The sequence below is a fragment of the Hymenobacter mucosus genome, from assembly GCF_900188255.1.
GTDB lineage: Bacteria > Bacteroidota > Bacteroidia > Cytophagales > Hymenobacteraceae > Hymenobacter > Hymenobacter mucosus.
The window spans coordinates 699,488-716,818 of sequence record NZ_FZNS01000001.1 but is presented as its reverse complement, the minus strand read 5'-3'; the positions used below and the strand labels follow the sequence as shown (position 1 = coordinate 716,818).

Sequence of the window (17,331 nt, the reverse complement as noted above, 5' to 3'; positions counted from 1 at the left end):
GTTTTTTCTGAGCTTGCGGCGTGCTATCCCAACCCGCTTCTTCTGTGTCTGCCAGTGCTGCCGTACGTTTTGCTATCTGTGGGGTAGGGCATATTGGCCGTCGTCACGCTGCTTTGGTTTCTCGCCATCCTAGTGCGCAGCTCGTTGCTCTTATTGATGTGAAAGCGGAGCTAGCCCCCGCACTGGCAGTTGAGTTTCCTGGCATACCCTTCTTCACGTCTTTGGAGGACTACCTGCAATGTGGTGGTTACGAGGCTGATATTCTAACTATAGCTACACCAAATTACCAGCATGCGCTACAAGCTATAGCTGGCCTACGGCATGGGATGCACGTAGTGGTCGAGAAGCCCATTGCCCTGCACAAGCACGATGCGGAGGCTATTGTGCACACGGCTTTGCAAACGGGGCGCTTGGTATTTGGCGTCATGCAAAATCGATACTCACCGCCGGCTGCCTGGCTTAAGCAAGTGGTGGTGGAAGGACGGCTGGGTCAGGTGTATTTGGTGCAAATCAATTGCTTCTGGAACCGCGACGCCCGCTACTACCAGGCTGGCGGCTGGAAGGGCCGCCAGCAGCAAGATGGCGGTACCTTATTCACGCAGTTTAGTCACTTCGTCGATTTGTTGTACTGGGTGTTCGGCGACATTACCAATATTTCCGCCCGCTTCTGCGACTTCAACCACGCCAGCATCACCGACTTTGAGGATAGTGGTCTGGTCACTTTTGACTTAGTGCGCGGTGGTAGCGGCACGCTACAGTACAGCACTTCCGTGTGGGACCGGAATCTGGAAAGCTCCCTTACCGTGGTGGCAGAAAACGGCAGCCTTCGTCTTGGAGGGCAATACATGGACAAGGTAGAGTACTGCCATATAAAGGATTATCAACTGCCCCAACTACCGCCCACCAACCCTGCCAACGACTACGGTCCGTATCAGGGTAGTGCTGCTAATCACGTGCAGGTAATTGACAACGTGGTAGAGACCGTGCAAAAGCGCAGCTTCGCTACTACCAATGCCCTGGAAGGAATGAAAGTGGTAGAAATAATTGAGCGAATCTATAGTTTGCGCCATCTATAGGGCCACTTGGGCAACGGGTTACGCTGTAGATGCATCTTGCACGTATGAATTCCTCCGACCAAGATGCCTACGCCGAGTTGCAAGACTGGCAACGCAAAATGCAGCAACGCCCGTCCATGCTGAACCGGCTGGCGCGCCGCCTGCAAGCGAGGCTGAATGCGCTACTGCCCGAGAAAGTACACGCGGCCATCACCACCGCTATCAAACAGATGGTGCGTGGAGTGTTGTTTGGCTCCGGGTACATTACGCGCCGGCCCCTGGCCGATGCTACCTTGCAAGCCCGAGAAGTGGCCGTGCGCACTAGTGTGCGCAATTATCGTAATACGGCTGCGGCCGAAGGGGCCGTAACTGGGGCCGGCGGGTTCTTGCTGGGCCTCGCCGATTTTCCGCTGCTATTGGGCATCAAGCTGAAACTGCTTTACGATGTAGCTGCCCTCTACGGCCACGATGTGCAAGACTATACTGAGCGCCTGTACCTATTGCACATCTTTCAGCTGGCTTTCAGCAGCCAGCATACCCGCAATGAGGTGTATCAGCGCTTAGCCAATTGGGAGACCTACCGCCATACCTTGCCCCAAGATGTAAACGAGTTTGACTGGCGCACCTTTCAGCAGGAATACCGGGACTACATCGACTTAGCCAAAATGGCTCAGCTAGTACCCGTAATTGGGGCGGCCGTGGGAGCCGTCGCCAACTACCGCCTGTTGGAGCAGCTCGGCACTACAGCTATGAACTGCTACCGCATGCGCTATTTCAACACTGACTCATCAGTTTGATTTGTGCCAGGTGCATTAGCTGAACACTGAAAAGAGGGCGGATAATCAGTACCACCTCGTGCAGTAAACAGTAGTAGGAAAAGCGCTTTAACGGTATTGATAGAAGATGCCTGTGTCGAAGGGAGTCCAGAGGCTGGCTTTTTGTCCGCAGTACTTGAGCGCATCGTTCGCCCAGGTATTGCAGGTATAGAACCAGCCGTAGGTGCGGTGGGCCTCGTAGAAAGAGTCATCGGAGCCGTAGCTATGACCGGGAATATAAATAGGCAGGCCCTGTTCGTCGTAGCGGAAGCTCTCCTGAATGTAGCGAATGAGCTTCTGGTAGTCGACGTGGCTAATACTGATTTTTATGCAATCCTCGCTCTCCTGCATGTCCTGGTAGAAGGTAGTGTGCATGGCGGAGGTGCCCAAGTAAAACATGGCTACGAAGGCGGTGCTGGCTTTAAGCTCTGCCCAAGTGGGTGTATCGAGGTAGAAACCCTTGTCGCCCCAGCCAAACCCGATGTAGCGCATGCCAGGGGTCTTGGATTTGGTGTTAGCTAACAGAATAGTCTCGCTCCAATCAATGTAGGGTGTGCAGATGGGTACCACAATATCGGTGTGCACACCATTGGAAAAGATGTAGATATCGAGGTCCTCCCGCGGATCGGTGCTGGCTTTGGGTACCGTAATGCGCGACAGTACAGCGGCAGCTGTGAGGTAGAGGCCGAGGGCGCCGCCCACAGAACCGGCCACGTAGCCGGTTGCTTTCAGGGCTTTCTGAATTCCTGAGTTCATGTAAAAGAGGCAACGGTGGGAGGGCTGCTGCATGCTTGCAGCCACCACAAGAAAGAACGTAGGCGCAAGTACGAACCCATTGACGTACGGTTTGACTTTTCTCCGCACTTTTCTGTCTGCTTTCGCGGGCTCTACGATAAACCAAAAGAGCGGCAACGCCCCTAAGCCTAGATAGTGAGTTGAGAGAAGAGTGCCTTTGGCTAGCTGCGGTAGGTAAACCGGGGGCACGACCGACTAGTTGCCGAGCTGCTTGCAGGACCACGAAGCGGCCCTTACCTTTGTTCCATCAATTCTTTCTAGCCAAAGGATTGTTTTTATACAGAGGCGCTGAGAGACAGGCTCTACGACGCGTCGGCAACCATCCGCAACTGCCGGAACGGTGCCAATTCCTGACCATATAAAAACAACGTACCGTGGTGCTTCGCTTCCGCTCCCTCAACTATCCTGTAGTTTTTGCTGCTTCTCTCCGTATTGCAGTCAGCGCGCGGCAGTGTAGTTGGGAAAGATGTTGTTGCTGTTGAAGCCCCATGGCAATGCTGGTGGCGCGCGGCGTAGCTAGCTGCCGGTGCTGCGGATTTTCGCTTTCCCTTATCAGTTTTTCATTGCCTGGTGCGGCGTAGCCGCAAACGCTACGCGTGTGCGCTGCAAAGGCCTAGTATAAACCGCTAGGAGCTGTTGTGCGCCTAGGCTAGAAATAACTGAATTTCTCACTCTTAGCCAATCCAGAGTTGGCGCTATATCATGCTCAGAAAATCCTTGGAACTGCTACGGCAGGAGGCGGCCGAAACGGGCGCCAACACGCTTAAACGAAGTCTCAATGGCTTCAACCTTATTGCCATTGGTATTGGGGTAATTATTGGGGCGGGCTTATTCTCGCTCACGGGTATTGCGGCCGCCAACAATGCGGGCCCGGCCGTTACGCTCTCGTTTGTGGTGGCAGCCGTGGGGTGCGCTTTTTCGGCCCTGTGCTACGCCGAGTTTGCCTCTATGGTCCCGGTAAGCGGCTCGGCGTATACCTACGCCTACGCCACCATGGGCGAGCTATTTGCCTGGATTATTGGGTGGGACCTGGTGCTGGAGTATTCCGTGGGCGCGGCTACGGTAGCCATCAGTTGGTCGCAGTACTTGCTGAAGTTCCTGGGCAAGTACGGTATCCACTTGCCGCCCCAGCTGGTGACGTCGCCATTTGAAACCTCCACGCTGGCGGATGGTAGCGTAGTGCATGGCTTTGTAAACGTGCCCGCTATGCTTATTGTGTTAGCTATTACGCTCATCATCATTCGTGGTACCCAAGGCTCGGCGTGGTTTAATGCGCTGGTAGTCACCTTGAAGGTGGCCGTCGTGCTCGTGTTCATTGCCTTGGGCTGGCAGTACATTGACCCCGCCAACTACCAACCCTACATTCCGCAGAACACCGGCACGTTCGGGGAGTTTGGCTGGAGCGGCATCCTGCGGGGAGCCGGGGTTGTATTCTTCGTATTCATTGGCTTCGATATTGTGGCTACCATGGCCCAGGAAACCAAGAACCCCCAGCGTAACATGCCCATTGGTATTATCGGCTCCCTACTGATTTGCACAGTGCTATTCGTGCTGTTTGGCCACGTCATGACGGGGTTGGCCAACTACACCGAGTTCAAGAACAGCGCCGCGCCAGTAGCCATTGCCATTGAAAAAACGCCCTACGCCTGGCTGTCCTCGGCCGTAATTCTGGCTATTATCATCGGCTATACGTCCGTGATTCTGGTGGACTTGCTGGGGCAGAGCCGCGTGTTCTTTTCCATGGCCAAAGACGGGTTGCTACCGCCTGTGTTTGCGCGCATCCACGAGCAGTTCCGCACGCCCTTGCAGTCCAACTTGCTGCTTGGCTTGTTCATTGCCTTGTTTGCCGGCTTCGTGCCTATTTCAGTGGTAGGGGAGATGACCAGCATCGGCACCCTGCTGGCCTTTGTAATGGTATGCTTGGGCGTGCTCATTATGCGCAAACGGGAGCCCAACGCTCCTCGCGGCTTCCGTACTCCATTGGTGCCGCTCGTCCCCATTCTGGGCATTCTGACCTGCTTGGTAATGATGGTGTCCTTACCTTGGGAAACATGGTTGCGTCTTGCCCTGTGGCTGGCCATCGGGCTGGCTATCTACTTCGGCTACGGTCGTAAGCACAGTAAACTGGGCCGGCAGCAAGCTCAGCGCCAGGTTGGGTAGCCCTCCAGCTTCAACCTACTCTATTTAGTACCACAGCCAGCCGACGCTACTGCTTCGGCTTGCTGTTTTTTATGCCGTTGTTTGGCTAGATTTGGTGCATTAGGTATTCTTACTTCTCGCCATTATACGTGGAAAATAATTTGTTGGAAGCCTCCGCTAGCCCGCTGGCAACGCCAGTGCGCGCCTACCCCACATTGAAGGAAAGCTGGGGTGCTCTGGGGTGGTTCTTGTTAGCCATCGGAGCGGTGGGCCTCCCCGTAATGCTTCTTGCTCAGAACGTGGCGCATGCTTCAAAGCCCGTAGTTGGCATGGTCATGACCTTGGCTACAAACCTGGCTTTTCTGGGCTTACTACGCTGGAAAGCAGGCAAACGGTGGCGCCCCTTGCAGTTTGCCGGCCGCGAGCAAGTATGGTTGTATGCATTGCTTCCAGTGCTGGTCCTTGCTATGCTCGGCGTGCTGTCAGTTGTGCAGCTACTAGGGCTTCCAGATTTGGCTAGTAACTACTTCAAGGAATTGGTTCGGACGCCCGTAGTTGCCTTTCTGCTGGGTGTCGTTATTGCGCCCGTGCTAGAGGAATTGGTGTTTCGAGGCGTGATACTACAAGGCCTGCTCCGCGCCTATAAGCCCTGGGTAGCCATTGGACAGTCGGCGTTGCTATTTGGGATAATCCACTTCAACCCAGCGCAGAGCATCAATGCCGCTCTTATCGGGATGCTGTTAGGCTGGCTTTATTACCGCACCCGTTCCTTATGGCTGTGCATGACGGTGCATGCGCTCAACAACCTAGTAGCTTTCGGGTCTATGCTTACCGAAGGTGGAAAGAGCACTGACTCCCCAGAAGCTATGCTGCTTAAGTGGCCTTTCGCGTACGCAGGCCTCGTATTGCTGAGCGGATTCGTACTCATACTTATTCTACGGCGGGTGCAGCAGACTACTACCCCACTGACTACTGACGAGGAGCCACAGGCGCCCCTTACGCCACCAATAGCACTGTCTCCAACTACCTATAATGACCGTTCTAGGGCGGTATAAGGTTATAGCCAAAAAAGCCCCGAAAAAGTGTTTTTTCGGGGCTTTTTTGCCTTGTATAGGTGCTACTACAGCAGGTAAGTCATGACCACCTTTCGAAGCGCCCACAAGCTCCAAATAATCACCATGGAGCCAACGCCCACAAACATCCAGCGCACGGGAATACGCCCAGCTAGGCGGGCAGCTAGGGGAGAAGCGGCCACGCCTCCCACAATCAGCCCCAGGATAATTTGCCAGTGCGAGATGCCCAGAGTAGCGAAAAAGGTAACGGCGCTGGCAAAGGTTACGAAGAACTCAGTGACGCTAACGGAGCCGATTACGTACTGCGGAGTGCGTCCGCCCGCAATGAGCGTGCTGGTTACTAGCGGGCCCCAGCCACCTCCACCGAAGGAGTCGAGGAAGCCACCAACCGCAGCCAGCAGCCCCAGCTTTTTGTGCTTTTTGCGCGGTGCAGGCTTTGAGAAAGCCTTTGAAATAATGCGAATACCCAGCAGCAGCAGGTACATGGCTAGGAAGGGTTTCACGTAGCCAGCGTAGGTTTCGCCAAACTTGGAAAGCAGGAAAGCCCCCGTAACGGCTCCTAGAATCCCCGGAATAAGTAGCACTTTAAACAAGCGCTTATTCACGTTGCCGAAGCGGTAATGATGATAGCCCGAGGCCCCGCTGGCAAACATTTCAGCCGTGTGAATGCTGGCACTCACGGCGGCGGGGGTGATGTTCAGGCTCATGAGGCTGATGGCCGTGACTACCCCGTATCCCATGCCCAAGAGCCCATCCACAATCTGGGCACCAAAGCCGATGGCCACGAAAATCCAAAACATTTCAGCATTGGATGCCGCGTGCCACACCTGCTGCCAGGTGAAGTAGAAGGAAAGAATATTAAGCACCAGCATTGCGGCAAAGGCCACCAGGGCCGCCGTAGCCCGGCGGCGCCACCGCGCCGCCGCCGGCGACTCATAGGCTGGCCCTCCCGCTAGCTCAGCCGTCACGGCGTTGAGGGATTTTACCTTATGCGCAAAATCACCCCCCACTTGCTCCCGAATAATAGACATGCGCTGTAGTACATCATGCAACTCGTTGGGAAGGGCAATGGTCAGCATCTCGCGCAGGCGCTTAGAGATAGTCGGCGACTTGCCATTGGTGCTGATGGCAATTTTCAAGTCGCCTTTCTGCACAATGGAGCCCAGGTAAAAGTCGCAGGCTTCGGGCGTATCGGCCACGTTGCAGAGCAGGCGCTGGCGCGTAGCATCAGTCCTGATGCGAAGATTGAGTTCCTTGTCGTTGGTAGCTACCACCACAATATCGTGGCCCACTAAGTCAGTGGTTTGGTAGGCCTGCTCGCGGAGCTGCACGGCCGGGTGGCGCTCGGCCAGGACTTTCAGCTCTGGCGAGAAGTAGGTGGCTACCACCGTCACGGCAGTGGCCGGACTATTAGCCAGCATAGCCGAAAGTTTCTCGAAACCTACGACCCCGCCCCCCACTAGCAGCACGTGCAGCTGCTCCAGCTTGAGGAAAACCGGAAACAAGCGGTTTGCCCCGTTCGGGGCAGACGGCGGCGGTTCCGGTTGGGGTAGCAATTCGTTGGAAGAAGGCATGATGGTTGGGGGTAGGAGCTAGTAACGAGGGTAAGATACACTTCCTCGGCCAAGCTACGCGTGCCAAAAGTGCGTTAGAAGGGCTAAAAAGCCCCCGCGCACGTATTCTGGTTACTCTGGCTTGGCCGAAGCAAGTGGGTTACTGATGGAAATCCAGCCCGTGAGTAGTCGCCTTCACGTAACCCTGACGAATAACAAAGTCGCCGAAGCGTTCTTGTGGTTGGCGATTCTGAGCGTAGGCAGCCAGTAGTGGGGTGAGCTCCGCTACAATACCGTCCTCATCCAGCATTTCTTTATAAAGCTTGTTCATCCGCTCTCCGTTGAAAGCTGCTCCCAAGTACAGGTTGTAGCGACCTACGGAGCGACCTACTAGGCCAATTTCGCCCAAGTAAGGGCGGGCGCAGCCGTTGGGGCAGCCCGTCATGCGAAGCAGAATCCCTTCATTTCCCAGTCCTTGCTCCCGGATAATAATTTCTAGCCGGTCCATGAGCTGGGGTAGGTAGCGCTCGGCCTCCGCAAACGCCAATGAGCAAGTATTGAGGGCTACGCAAGCCAGAGCCCCACGCCGGAGCGCCGAGTGCACATCGTTGGCGTCAAGGACGATGCCATGCTCTTGCAGCAGAGCTTGTACCGAAAGGCGGTGCTCCGGGGCCACGTTGGCTATAATCAGGTTTTGGTTGCCGGTGAGGCGGAAGTCGCCGGTGTGGAAGCGGGCAATTTCGCGTAGCGCCGTCTTCAGGGCATACCCCGGACGGTCGGCCACGCGGCCACCTTCCACAAACAGCGTCAGGTGCGACTGCCCGTCGGGGCTGGTAGTCCAGCCGAAGGCGTCGCCCGAGGAGCGAAACTCGTAGGGGCGAGGAGCCTCCAGCGCAAAACCCAGGCGCAGGTCTAGCTCCTGCTTAAAGGTGTCCAGGCCCACGCGGTCTAGGGTGTACTTTAGGCGGGAGAACTTGCGGTTTTCGCGGTTGCCCCAGTCGCGCTGAATGGTTACTACCTTCTCGCACAAGTCTACTACCTGGTCAGCGGGGATATAGCCAATCAGGTCGCCGAGACGGGGATAGGTATCGGCCATGCCGAAGGTCATGCCCATGCCACCGCCCACCGCCACGTTGAAGCCCAGCAGCTCGCCATTTTCCTCAATGGCAATTAAGCCTAAGTCATTGGCGAAGATGTCGGTATCGTTGTGAGGCGGAATGGCCAGCGCAATCTTGAACTTGCGAGGCAGGTAGGTTTTGCCGTAGATGGGCTCCTCATCTTCCCCGCCCGTGCTAAGCAAGCTGTTGTGCTTTGATTCGCCATTCAGCCACAGCTCCCAGTAGCCCGACGTGCGTGGGGTGAGGTGGGCGCTGATAGCCTTCGAAATTTCGTACACTTGGGCGTGCACGGGGCTTTGGTAGGGGTTGGGGTTAAGCATCACGTTGCGGTTCACATCACCGCAGCCCGCAATGCTGTCTAGCAGCACATCGTTGAAGCCCTGAATGGTCTTTTTGAGGTTGCGCTTAAGCACTCCGTGGAGTTGGAAGGCTTGGCGAGTGGTAAGCTTGAGCGTGCCGTTGCCGTACTGATCAGCTAGCTCATCCATGCGCTGCCACTGGTCGGAGGTGGCAATGCCGCCGGGCACGCGCACCCGAATCATGAGGGAGTAAAGGGGTTCCAGCTTCTGGCGCTTCCGTTCACTATCCAGGTCACGGTCGGTTTGCTGGTAGGAGCCGTGAAACTTGATTAGGTGGGTATCATCGGGGTTGAGCGCACCCGTGAGGGGATTCACGATGCTCTCCGCCAAGGTGCCCCGCAGGTAGTTGCTGGCAGTCTTGACGTGTTCGACCTCAGAAAGCTTCTTAGTATCAATCATGGAAATTATGGAGCAGGAGTAGGGGCAGCCACTGGCGTAGGCCGCAAGTCAAAGTTGTGAAAGTAAAACACCCGTAGGGTGTGCTGGTTTCGGTAGGTGCTGCCCGCAGGCAACTGCTGAAACAAGTGCATGTAGCCCGCCTGTAGCTGGGCGTGGGGGTTGAGCTGGTATACCACGCCGGCAAACAACCGATTCTGGTCGAAGTAGTTATAGCGAATTTCCTTGCCGAAATTCATCATTACCTCGTTGTTGAGTACTGCCTGTAGTCCTCCGGGATTAAACCCTTTCTTGGTTAGCGGCAGAAACAGCGCTGCGTTGTACCGGGTTCGATAATTAAAATTGAAGTCATCCGTGCGCTCATTGCCTTGAATGGTGCGTCGGAATCGTTCTTCCAGCCGCACCCACTGCATTAGGCGGGCCTTGGGAAACTTAGCAAACCACTGCACCTGCTGCCAAGGACGGTGTTCGGCCTGGCTCACAGTGCGGGCGCCATCGGGGAAGTGATGCACGTAGGCGTAGCCCCCAGTCAGGCGCACATCGTCGGTTAGATAGTAGGTGAGCCCTACCCGTGCTACGCCCTGAAACAGGTCCTGCACGTATCGGTCGTGGAGGCGTAGGTGCAAATCGGTCCAAGAGCCCCAGCGTTGAGAGAAGCGGGTCTGGTTGAACACTCCCACCCACGTTTGCTGCTCGCGTACGTACTGCTTTTGCGCCAGGGCGGGCAAGCCTAGAAGCAAGGATGTGCCGAAAGGAAGAAGTCGTTTCATCGCTTAAAGCCGTTAGCGCAGTACCGTGTTATCAAACGTGAGGGCTACGTAGTACAGCCCCCCAATAGTAGGGCCGGCGGCGTACTGGTAGTAGCGGTTATTGAAGAGGTTGGCGCCGCCTACCTTGATGGTAGTCTTGGCCGCCGGAATACGCACGTTCACCTGGGCATCCATCGTCTGGTAGGCGGGTACGCGGCCGTTGGCTAAGGGGCTTTCCCAGTAGAAAGTGCTCTGGCGGCGCCACACCACGTTAAAGCCCACGTTGCGCACAATTTCGCGGTTGCCGAAGTTCACGTTCGTCACCCAGTGCGGGGTATTAAAGCCCGTTACGAAGATGTCGGCTTGGTTATTAGATGACAGCGCGTTGTAGTTCACGTTGCCGCCCACAGTGAACTTCTGGTAGAAGTTGTAAGTCAGGCCCAGGGTAGAGCCGTAGCTGCGGTACGAGTTGAGCGCATTCGTATAAACTCGGTAGCGGTCCTGGCGAGCCGAGCGGTTAGAGTTCAGGGCCGCCAGTACGGCCTCATCCGATCCTACGGTAACCTGCTGGCCGGTGGCATTTTTTGGTACGCTTACTTCTACCTGGCCCAAGAAGCCGGAGTAGATGTTGTAGTACGCGTCGGCGTCAATGGATAGGCGGTTGTCAAACAGCACACTGCGGTAGCCTACCTCGAAGGCGTTTATCTGCTCGGGCTGCTCGGTGGGGAGGTTTCCTACCGTTAGTAGCCCCCGAATCTCCGGACGCAAGGCCGCCTGGGAAGCCGTGCCGCCGTTGGCCGACACGTAAGCATTCACCGCGGCATTAAAAGTTGAGATAGAAGCCAGCGTGTACGAGTTGTCGAGGTAGTTCAAGCCTTCATTTACGCGAGCCAAGCCGCCCACGCGGCGCACGTTGCCGTTGTTCACAAAGGAGAGAGCCTCAAAGAGGGAAGGGAAGCGCCACCCGTTCTGGTAGGAAGCGCGGAAATTGTGCTTCTCGGCCAGTGTATATACGCCCGCTATCCGCGGGTTGAGCTTCGGGTTGAATTCTGGGTTGTAATCGGCGCGCAACGAAGCGGTGAGCTTGAGGCGGTTGTCGAGCAGCAAACGGGTGGCCTGCACAAAGCCTCCTATTTTCTTGTAGTACTGATTTGCGCCTCCCGGCTGGGTACGCTCGGCTAGTGGGCGGCTGAAATCCACAAAGTTGTTGCCGTCGGGGAGCACTTCGTACACGCGAGCGTCTGCGCCCACTATCACGTCGGCAAACTTCACGCGCTGGCCCAGGTTCCACACGGCATCGGCATGGTAGGTATGGCTGCGCTGGGTGAGGGCCGCTCCGCCGGGAATGGGCGCGCCTTTTACATTGACGCCGCTGTCCCAGTTGTTGGTGTGCACAATCTGGTTTTTAAGGGCATCGAAGGCCGGAGTTCCGGGTACGGCACGCCCCGCATCGGCCACGGCACGGGCTTGCTGCATAGCCGCGGCCAGCCCCACTCCTTGATTGACCTGGCTTTGGAGTGCCGCCTGAAACTTGTCGCCCCAGCTGGTTTTGGGGCCGCTACCTGCAGTGAGAGCCGTAGCCCCGTTTTGTAGGTCGAGGTTCAGGGCCAGAGGATTCAGGTTATAAGAGTCGCCAGTGTTTTCCACCAGCATATAGGCGCGGGCCGTAAAGTCCTGTCCTTTCAACTCTACTTTGTGGTTTTGCACCGTCACGCCGTCCAGCTGAATCTTGTTGCCGCGCTGAAATACGCCGTCCATCAGGCCAAACCGGTAGCCGTAGCTTAGTTCCAGCTTGTCGGAAAGCTTGTAGTGCAGGCTGGCGTCAGCCTTGATGTTGCGAACAATGGGGTTCACCAAGTCGCGCTCGTAGTACCCCGTGCGGCGCACGTTAAACGTTTCGGTGCGGCCGTTGTAGGTGATGGGAATGGACACGTTGCCAGCATTGTCATCGCCGTAGCGGTTCCAGAGGTCGGCGGCCGGGTTGTTGGCGCCGCTCAGCTCCGGAAAGCGGGGGTTAGCCGACGACAGATTCTGCGGGTTCTGGTCGTTTTGTGTGTCTGATAGCCAATCGGTGCCGCGCAGGAAGCTGCCATTTACTTTATAGGCCCAGCGCTGCGAATTGCCCAGTACTTGAGCCCAGCGCACGGCCGTTTCGGTAAGCACGCTCGGGTCCCGATCCTTGCCATCCACGTGGTTTACGCCTACCTTCTGGTATACGCTTAGGCCTGGATATGCAAAGGGGCTTTTCGTGGTAAGGTTCGCCATGCCATTGATGGCGTTCATGCCGTAGAGGGCTGAGGCGGCACCAGGCGTAATTTCCACGCTGGCCACATCAAGCTCCGTGGGGCCGATGGCATTGCCCAGGGGCACGCCCAGGGTCGCCGCCTGCATATCCACCCCGTCTACCAGCTGCATAAAGCGGAAGTTGTTGGGGATGTTAAAGCCGCGGGTATTGGGCACTTTAAACGTAAGGCTGGAGGTGGTCATCTGCACGCCCTTCACGTTTTCCAGGGCGTCGTAGAAGCTTGGCGCGGGAGTTTCCTTAATGGCCCGGATGTCGAGCTTCTCAATGGCTACCGGCGACTTCAGCCTGCTTTCTTCTACCCGCGAAGCCGATATGACAACTTCGTTTACGGCAATAGCCTTAGATTCCAACTGAACCGCAATGGGCTGGCTGCCGCTGGCAATTTCTAATTCCCGGGCATCGTAGCCAATGATATTGAATACCAGCGTGAACGGAAACCGCAAACGGGCTTTCAGGGCAAACTTGCCTTCACCGTCGCTAAGTGTGCCGGTAGAGCTACCCTTCACGCTGACGCTCACGCCGGGCAGGGGCTGTTGGGTGCCTTTCTCGCGCACGGTGCCGCTGATGGAAATCAGGGCATCTTGGGCGTGGAGGGAAGTACTAACCAGCAAGGCTGCTGGCAGTAGGAGAGAAGCATACGCGTGCTTCATAGGGAGTTGACTTTCAGAAGGAAGATAAAGGAGCGAGCTACAGCGGCCCGGACAAGGCCATGGGCTGAGCTACCCGTGCATTGGCAGTAAGCAAGCTAGTTGGCCGCCTGGGTGCAGTGCACAGCGGCCGTCACCAGCTACAACATCGGTTCTGAAATACGCGCATGGAGAAGCAAAAGGAAAGTAAGAGGGGGAGCAGGCCGGAGCCGTCGTGCAACCAGGGCAGCGCACGACGGCTCCTGGAGCTTAGTACACGTCCTCGAGGTAGCGACGGGTTTTCTTTAATTGCTTGAGGTAGTCAGCGGCATACTCTTCATCCTGGCCGCTTTCCTGGCTGATGATAGTGATGAGGGCCCGTTGCACGTCGGCAGCCATGCGATTTTTGTCGCCGCACACGTAAAAGTGGGCGCCGTTCTGTAACTGCTCGTACACGCGGCTGCTCTGCTCTAACAGGCGGTGCTGAATGTAGAGCTTGGTTTCCTGGTCACGCGAGAAGGCCACGTCCAGCCGGTCTAGGGTGCCGTTTTTCAGGTGCTGCTGCCACTCCGTCTGGTAAAGGAAGTCGGTGGTGAAGTGGGGGTTACCAAACACCAACCAGTTGCGGCCGGTAGCGCCCAGCTCGGCGCGCTCTTCCACGAAAGCGCGGAATGGTGCTACTCCGGTGCCAGCACCTACCATAATAATGTCGGTGGTGTTGTCCTTAGGAAGCTTGAAATACTCGTTGCGGTCAACCCACACGCGGGCCGTGTCGCCAACGGCTAAGTGGTCAGCCTGGTACACGGAGCAGGCACCGTGCTTGTGGCGGCCATAAGTTTCGTACCGAACGGCGCCCACCGTTAGGTGCACTTCTTCCGGGTGAGCCAGCAAACTGCTAGCAATAGAGTAGGCACGCGCGGGTAGGGGGCGCAGTACTTCCACAAGCTGCGAGGCCGTCAGCTGAGTGGGAAACTCAGTGAGTACGTCGGCCACGTCGCGGCCATATAGGTACGTGGGCAACTGAGGTTTGTCATCCAAAATATCCCGCAGTCGTGCGTGCTGCGGAGCCAGGGCCGCATAGCGCTCCAATACGTCGCGCGTCAGCACCGATAACTCCAAGCGTTCGGTGAGGACCGTACCTAGCTGGAGAGAGGCGCTGTCTACCTGCACCGCCGCCGTAGGCTCCAAGCGGGCAGCCGCCAACACATCTTCTACTAGTGCCGGCCGGTTCACCGGCTGCACCATTAGGGCGTCACCGGCTTCGTACTGAATACCAGAGTCTTCCAGAGAAAATTCCAGATGATAAGTCTCCTTAGTAGAGCCTCGCCCGTTGAGCTGAATTTTATCGAGCAATGGCGCCGCGAAGGGGTTGCGGCTGGTGTATATCTCCGGCTCCGGCAGGGTAGTAGTATCCCAGTTGGTACCAGCGGGCTGCAAGGCGGGCTGCCCCACGGATACGCTAGCTGGCACTGAAGCGGTAGCAGGCTGGGCGACCAGGCGTAGCACTTGCTCTGCCCACTGGCGGGTTTCAGCTTCAAACTCCACGTCGCAATCTACGCGCTCGGTCAGGCGCTGGGCCCCAAGTTCGGCTAGGCGCTGGTCGAACTCGAAACCCGTCTGGCAGAACTGAAGGTAGCTTTTGTCGCCCAAGGCCAGCACGGCGTACTGAAGGCTAGGTAGCTTGGGGGCGCGGCTGCTCAGTAAAAACTGGTGCAGTTCTTCTGCCGCAATGGGTGGGTCGCCTTCTCCCTGGGTGCTGACAACGACCAGTAATTGCTGCTCGGTTTTGAGGTCCTTGGTGGGGTAGTCGTTCATGTCCCGCACCGTGGGGTGCAGCCCTTGTTGCCGAGCTATTTCGGCCGCAATACCGGCTGCCTTTTTGCTGTTGCCAGTTTGAGAGCCGTAGAGAATGGTGAGCTTGGGGGCCGCGGCGGGGGCTGCTGCAACAGCGCCCGCCGGCTGAGGCGCCACCGCCGGAGTACCGGCGGCCCGGCCGTAGAAGTAGCCGCTCAACCAAACCAGCTGTTGGCTAGAAAGCCCCGTAGCCAGTTGTTCAAGGTTGGCTTCCGTAAGGCCGCCGGGAGGAGTGAAAGAAGGTGAAGACATGTAACGATTCGGTTCTGGCAGAGAAGAGAGGGAGCAGCACTAGGCTACTTTAGCGTAAGAAGCAGGCGCTGTAAATGCGGCAGTTGGCAAAGCCATTAACAAGGCCTCAGGGGTAGCAAGCCGCGTTACTTCGCCTATTACAATAATGGCCGGGGCGCCAATACCAGCAGCTACTGCCCGAGCGGGTAGCTCGGCTACGGAGCCAGTCACGAGGCGAGCGGTCAGTAGGGTTCCATTCTGGATAATGGCTGCCGGCGTGTTGGCTTGCCCATGCAGGCTGAACACCTCTACAATGCGCTCCAACTCGCCCAAGCCCATTAGAATAACGGTGGTGGTACGGGAGCCAGCCGCCTCGGCTACACTGCCCGATAGCTCACCCGTAGCAGTAGTGGCCGTAATCACCCGGAAGCCTTCGCTGGCGCCGCGATGCGTAACGGGGATGCCCACGCTACCCGCCGCTGCCACGGCACTGCTAATGCCCGGCACGTAGTCAGTAAGCAGGCCGTGCTGCTCGGCATACAACATTTCCTCCCGACCCCGCCCAAAAACGAATGGGTCGCCCCCCTTAAGACGCACAACGTGCCCGTACTGCAGAGCGTGCTCAACAATGAGCCCATTGATTTCGTCCTGAGAGTAGCTGCGTAGGCCCCGGCGCTTGCCCACAAATACCTTGAGGGCTTCTGGGCGGGCGTGCTGCAGCAGGTCGTTGTTGGCCAATGCATCATATAAGATGACATCAGCTTCACTCAGCACCCGCGCCCCTTTCAGCGTGAGCAGTTCCGGGTCGCCGGGGCCGGCGCCTAGCACCGTAAGACGGGGAGTGATGGTGATTGGCATAGTGGAAAAGGGAGCGGAAAGCAGCGTAGGGGGCTCCAGCGCATTGCCGAAGCAGTGAGGGCGAAGCAGCCGGCGCCTTCTGGCTAGATAGAAAAGACCACCGGCGGCGCTATGGGTGCCGTGAAGTACTCGGAGTTGGCAGCTTCTACCAGGCCGGCAGCTACCGTATCGCCGCTGACTTCATCTACCAGAATAAAGGAACCGGTAGCCCGGTTATCCTGGTAGTTGTCAACAGCCAGAGCCAGGGCGGTTTTGATGCGCACCCGAACGATGTCGTTGAGTTGGGCCGTGTCGGCGGCGATGTGCTCAAACGTCTGCACGTTCACCTTGTAGAGGATAGTAGGAACCGCCGCTTTCACGAGGGCCGTGTGGTGTTGGAGCAGCAGCTTACGACCAGGAGCCAGCGGCTGCTCGCTCATCCAGCACAGGGTAGCTTCCAGTTCACGCGTGCTCGTGGGCTGATGCGCCACGGGTACAATGGTGTCACCACGGCTCACATCTACGTCATCGCGCAGGCGAATAACAACGGCCTGCGGGGCCGAAGCGGACTCTACTTCCTGCTGATTGACCTCAAGGGCTTCAATCTCCGACTCCAGGCCCGAGGGCAGCACCAATATCCGGTCGCCCCGCCGATACTGACCACTCTGGATCTGACCGGCGTAGCCCCGGTAGTCGGGTAGCTCGGGTGTCTGAGGCCGGATAACGTACTGCACCTGGAAGCGAGGATCGGCTGCTTTTTCCTCCGAGCCCGGCACGCTTTCCAAGTGCGCCAGCAGGTTGGTACCGGTGTACCACGGCATGTGCGTGGAGGGCGTCACCACGTTGTCGCCTTGCAGCGCGCTGAGCGGAATGGCCACGGCCGCTGGCAAGTGGAAGTGGTTGGTCAGGTCGGCGTAGTCGGTTGCAATCTGATCGAATACCGCCTGATCGTACCCAACTAAGTCCATCTTGTTCACGGCCAGTACAAAGCGACGGATGCCCAAGAGAGCGGCAATCAAGGTATGGCGGCGGGTTTGCTCAATTACTCCCTGGCGCGCATCCACCAGCACAATAGCTAGGTCGGCATTGGAGGCACCCGTCACCATGTTGCGGGTGTACTGCACGTGGCCTGGTGCATCGGTAATGATGAACTTACGGCGCGGGGTAGTGAAGTACTTGTAGGCTACGTCGATGGTGATGCCCTGTTCCCGCTCGGCCCGCAGGCCGTCAGTGAGGAGGGCTAGGTCAACGGTACCATTGGAAGCTTGGCGCTTTTCCAGGGCAGCCAGCACGTCAAGCGAAACCGATTCGGAATCATATAAAAGGCGGCCGATGAGCGTGCTCTTGCCATCGTCGACGCTGCCGCAGGTAATAAAACGGAGAAGGTCCATGAGGTGAAATTGTACAGTGGTGAAATGGTGCTTTT

The 17,331-nt window shown here is 57.1% G+C and carries 12 protein-coding genes and 1 riboswitch; of the genes, 4 read left to right on the top strand and 8 right to left on the bottom strand.

Annotated features, from left to right (window positions below):
- The first annotated feature begins 44 nt into the window (after positions 1-44).
- A complete protein-coding gene (locus CHB83_RS03020) occupies positions 45-1,076 on the top strand; it encodes a Gfo/Idh/MocA family protein (protein ID WP_089331607.1) in 1,032 nt (343 codons plus the stop codon).
- Between the two features lie 44 nt (positions 1,077-1,120).
- Positions 1,121-1,852, top strand: a complete 732-nt coding sequence (locus tag CHB83_RS03015) for an EcsC family protein (RefSeq protein ID WP_045688192.1) — start codon at positions 1,121-1,123, stop codon at positions 1,850-1,852.
- Between the two features lie 87 nt (positions 1,853-1,939).
- Here the strand turns inward: CHB83_RS03015 and CHB83_RS03010 are convergent, their stop codons facing one another.
- The gene (locus CHB83_RS03010) at positions 1,940-2,626 is read right to left on the bottom strand and encodes a TIGR02117 family protein (protein ID WP_089331752.1); all 687 of its coding nucleotides are present in this window, start codon (positions 2,624-2,626) and stop codon (positions 1,940-1,942) included.
- A 311-nt stretch (positions 2,627-2,937) separates the two neighbouring features.
- Positions 2,938-3,030, top strand: a riboswitch (SAM riboswitch).
- A gap of 337 nt (positions 3,031-3,367) precedes the next feature.
- Here CHB83_RS03010 and CHB83_RS03005 point away from each other — a divergent pair.
- Positions 3,368-4,825 carry an amino acid permease gene (locus CHB83_RS03005; protein ID WP_045688191.1) on the top strand — a complete coding sequence of 486 codons (1,458 nt, stop codon included), beginning with the start codon at positions 3,368-3,370 and terminating at the stop codon, positions 4,823-4,825.
- A 128-nt stretch (positions 4,826-4,953) separates the two neighbouring features.
- Entirely contained in the window at positions 4,954-5,859 is a 906-nt protein-coding gene (locus CHB83_RS03000; protein WP_089331606.1) for a CPBP family intramembrane glutamic endopeptidase, read from the top strand.
- Positions 5,860-5,924: 65 nt separating this feature from the next.
- Here the strand turns inward: CHB83_RS03000 and CHB83_RS02995 are convergent, their stop codons facing one another.
- From CHB83_RS02995 to CHB83_RS02965, 7 genes are all read right to left on the bottom strand, one after another.
- A complete protein-coding gene (locus tag CHB83_RS02995) occupies positions 5,925-7,451 on the bottom strand; it encodes a TSUP family transporter (RefSeq protein WP_089331605.1) in 1,527 nt (508 codons plus the stop codon).
- Positions 7,452-7,590: 139 nt separating this feature from the next.
- Positions 7,591-9,306 (bottom strand): NADPH-dependent assimilatory sulfite reductase hemoprotein subunit, encoded by a 1,716-nt coding sequence (locus CHB83_RS02990; RefSeq protein ID WP_045688188.1) that lies wholly within the window; start codon positions 9,304-9,306, stop codon positions 7,591-7,593.
- 5 nt (positions 9,307-9,311) lie between these two features.
- Complete coding sequence (locus tag CHB83_RS02985; RefSeq protein ID WP_089331604.1) at positions 9,312-10,073, bottom strand: DUF2490 domain-containing protein; 762 nt, start codon at positions 10,071-10,073, stop codon at positions 9,312-9,314.
- A gap of 12 nt (positions 10,074-10,085) precedes the next feature.
- Entirely contained in the window at positions 10,086-13,007 is a 2,922-nt protein-coding gene (locus tag CHB83_RS02980; protein WP_045688187.1) for a TonB-dependent receptor, read from the bottom strand.
- Between the two features lie 246 nt (positions 13,008-13,253).
- On the bottom strand, positions 13,254-15,089 hold the full coding sequence (locus tag CHB83_RS02975) for an assimilatory sulfite reductase (NADPH) flavoprotein subunit (protein ID WP_089331603.1): 1,836 nt from the start codon (positions 15,087-15,089) through the stop codon (positions 13,254-13,256).
- A gap of 39 nt (positions 15,090-15,128) precedes the next feature.
- Positions 15,129-15,926, bottom strand: a complete 798-nt coding sequence (cobA, locus tag CHB83_RS02970) for a uroporphyrinogen-III C-methyltransferase (RefSeq protein WP_089331602.1) — start codon at positions 15,924-15,926, stop codon at positions 15,129-15,131.
- A gap of 83 nt (positions 15,927-16,009) precedes the next feature.
- The gene (locus CHB83_RS02965) at positions 16,010-17,296 is read right to left on the bottom strand and encodes a sulfate adenylyltransferase subunit 1 (protein ID WP_089331601.1); all 1,287 of its coding nucleotides are present in this window, start codon (positions 17,294-17,296) and stop codon (positions 16,010-16,012) included.
- Between the last annotated feature and the right edge of the window lie 35 nt (positions 17,297-17,331).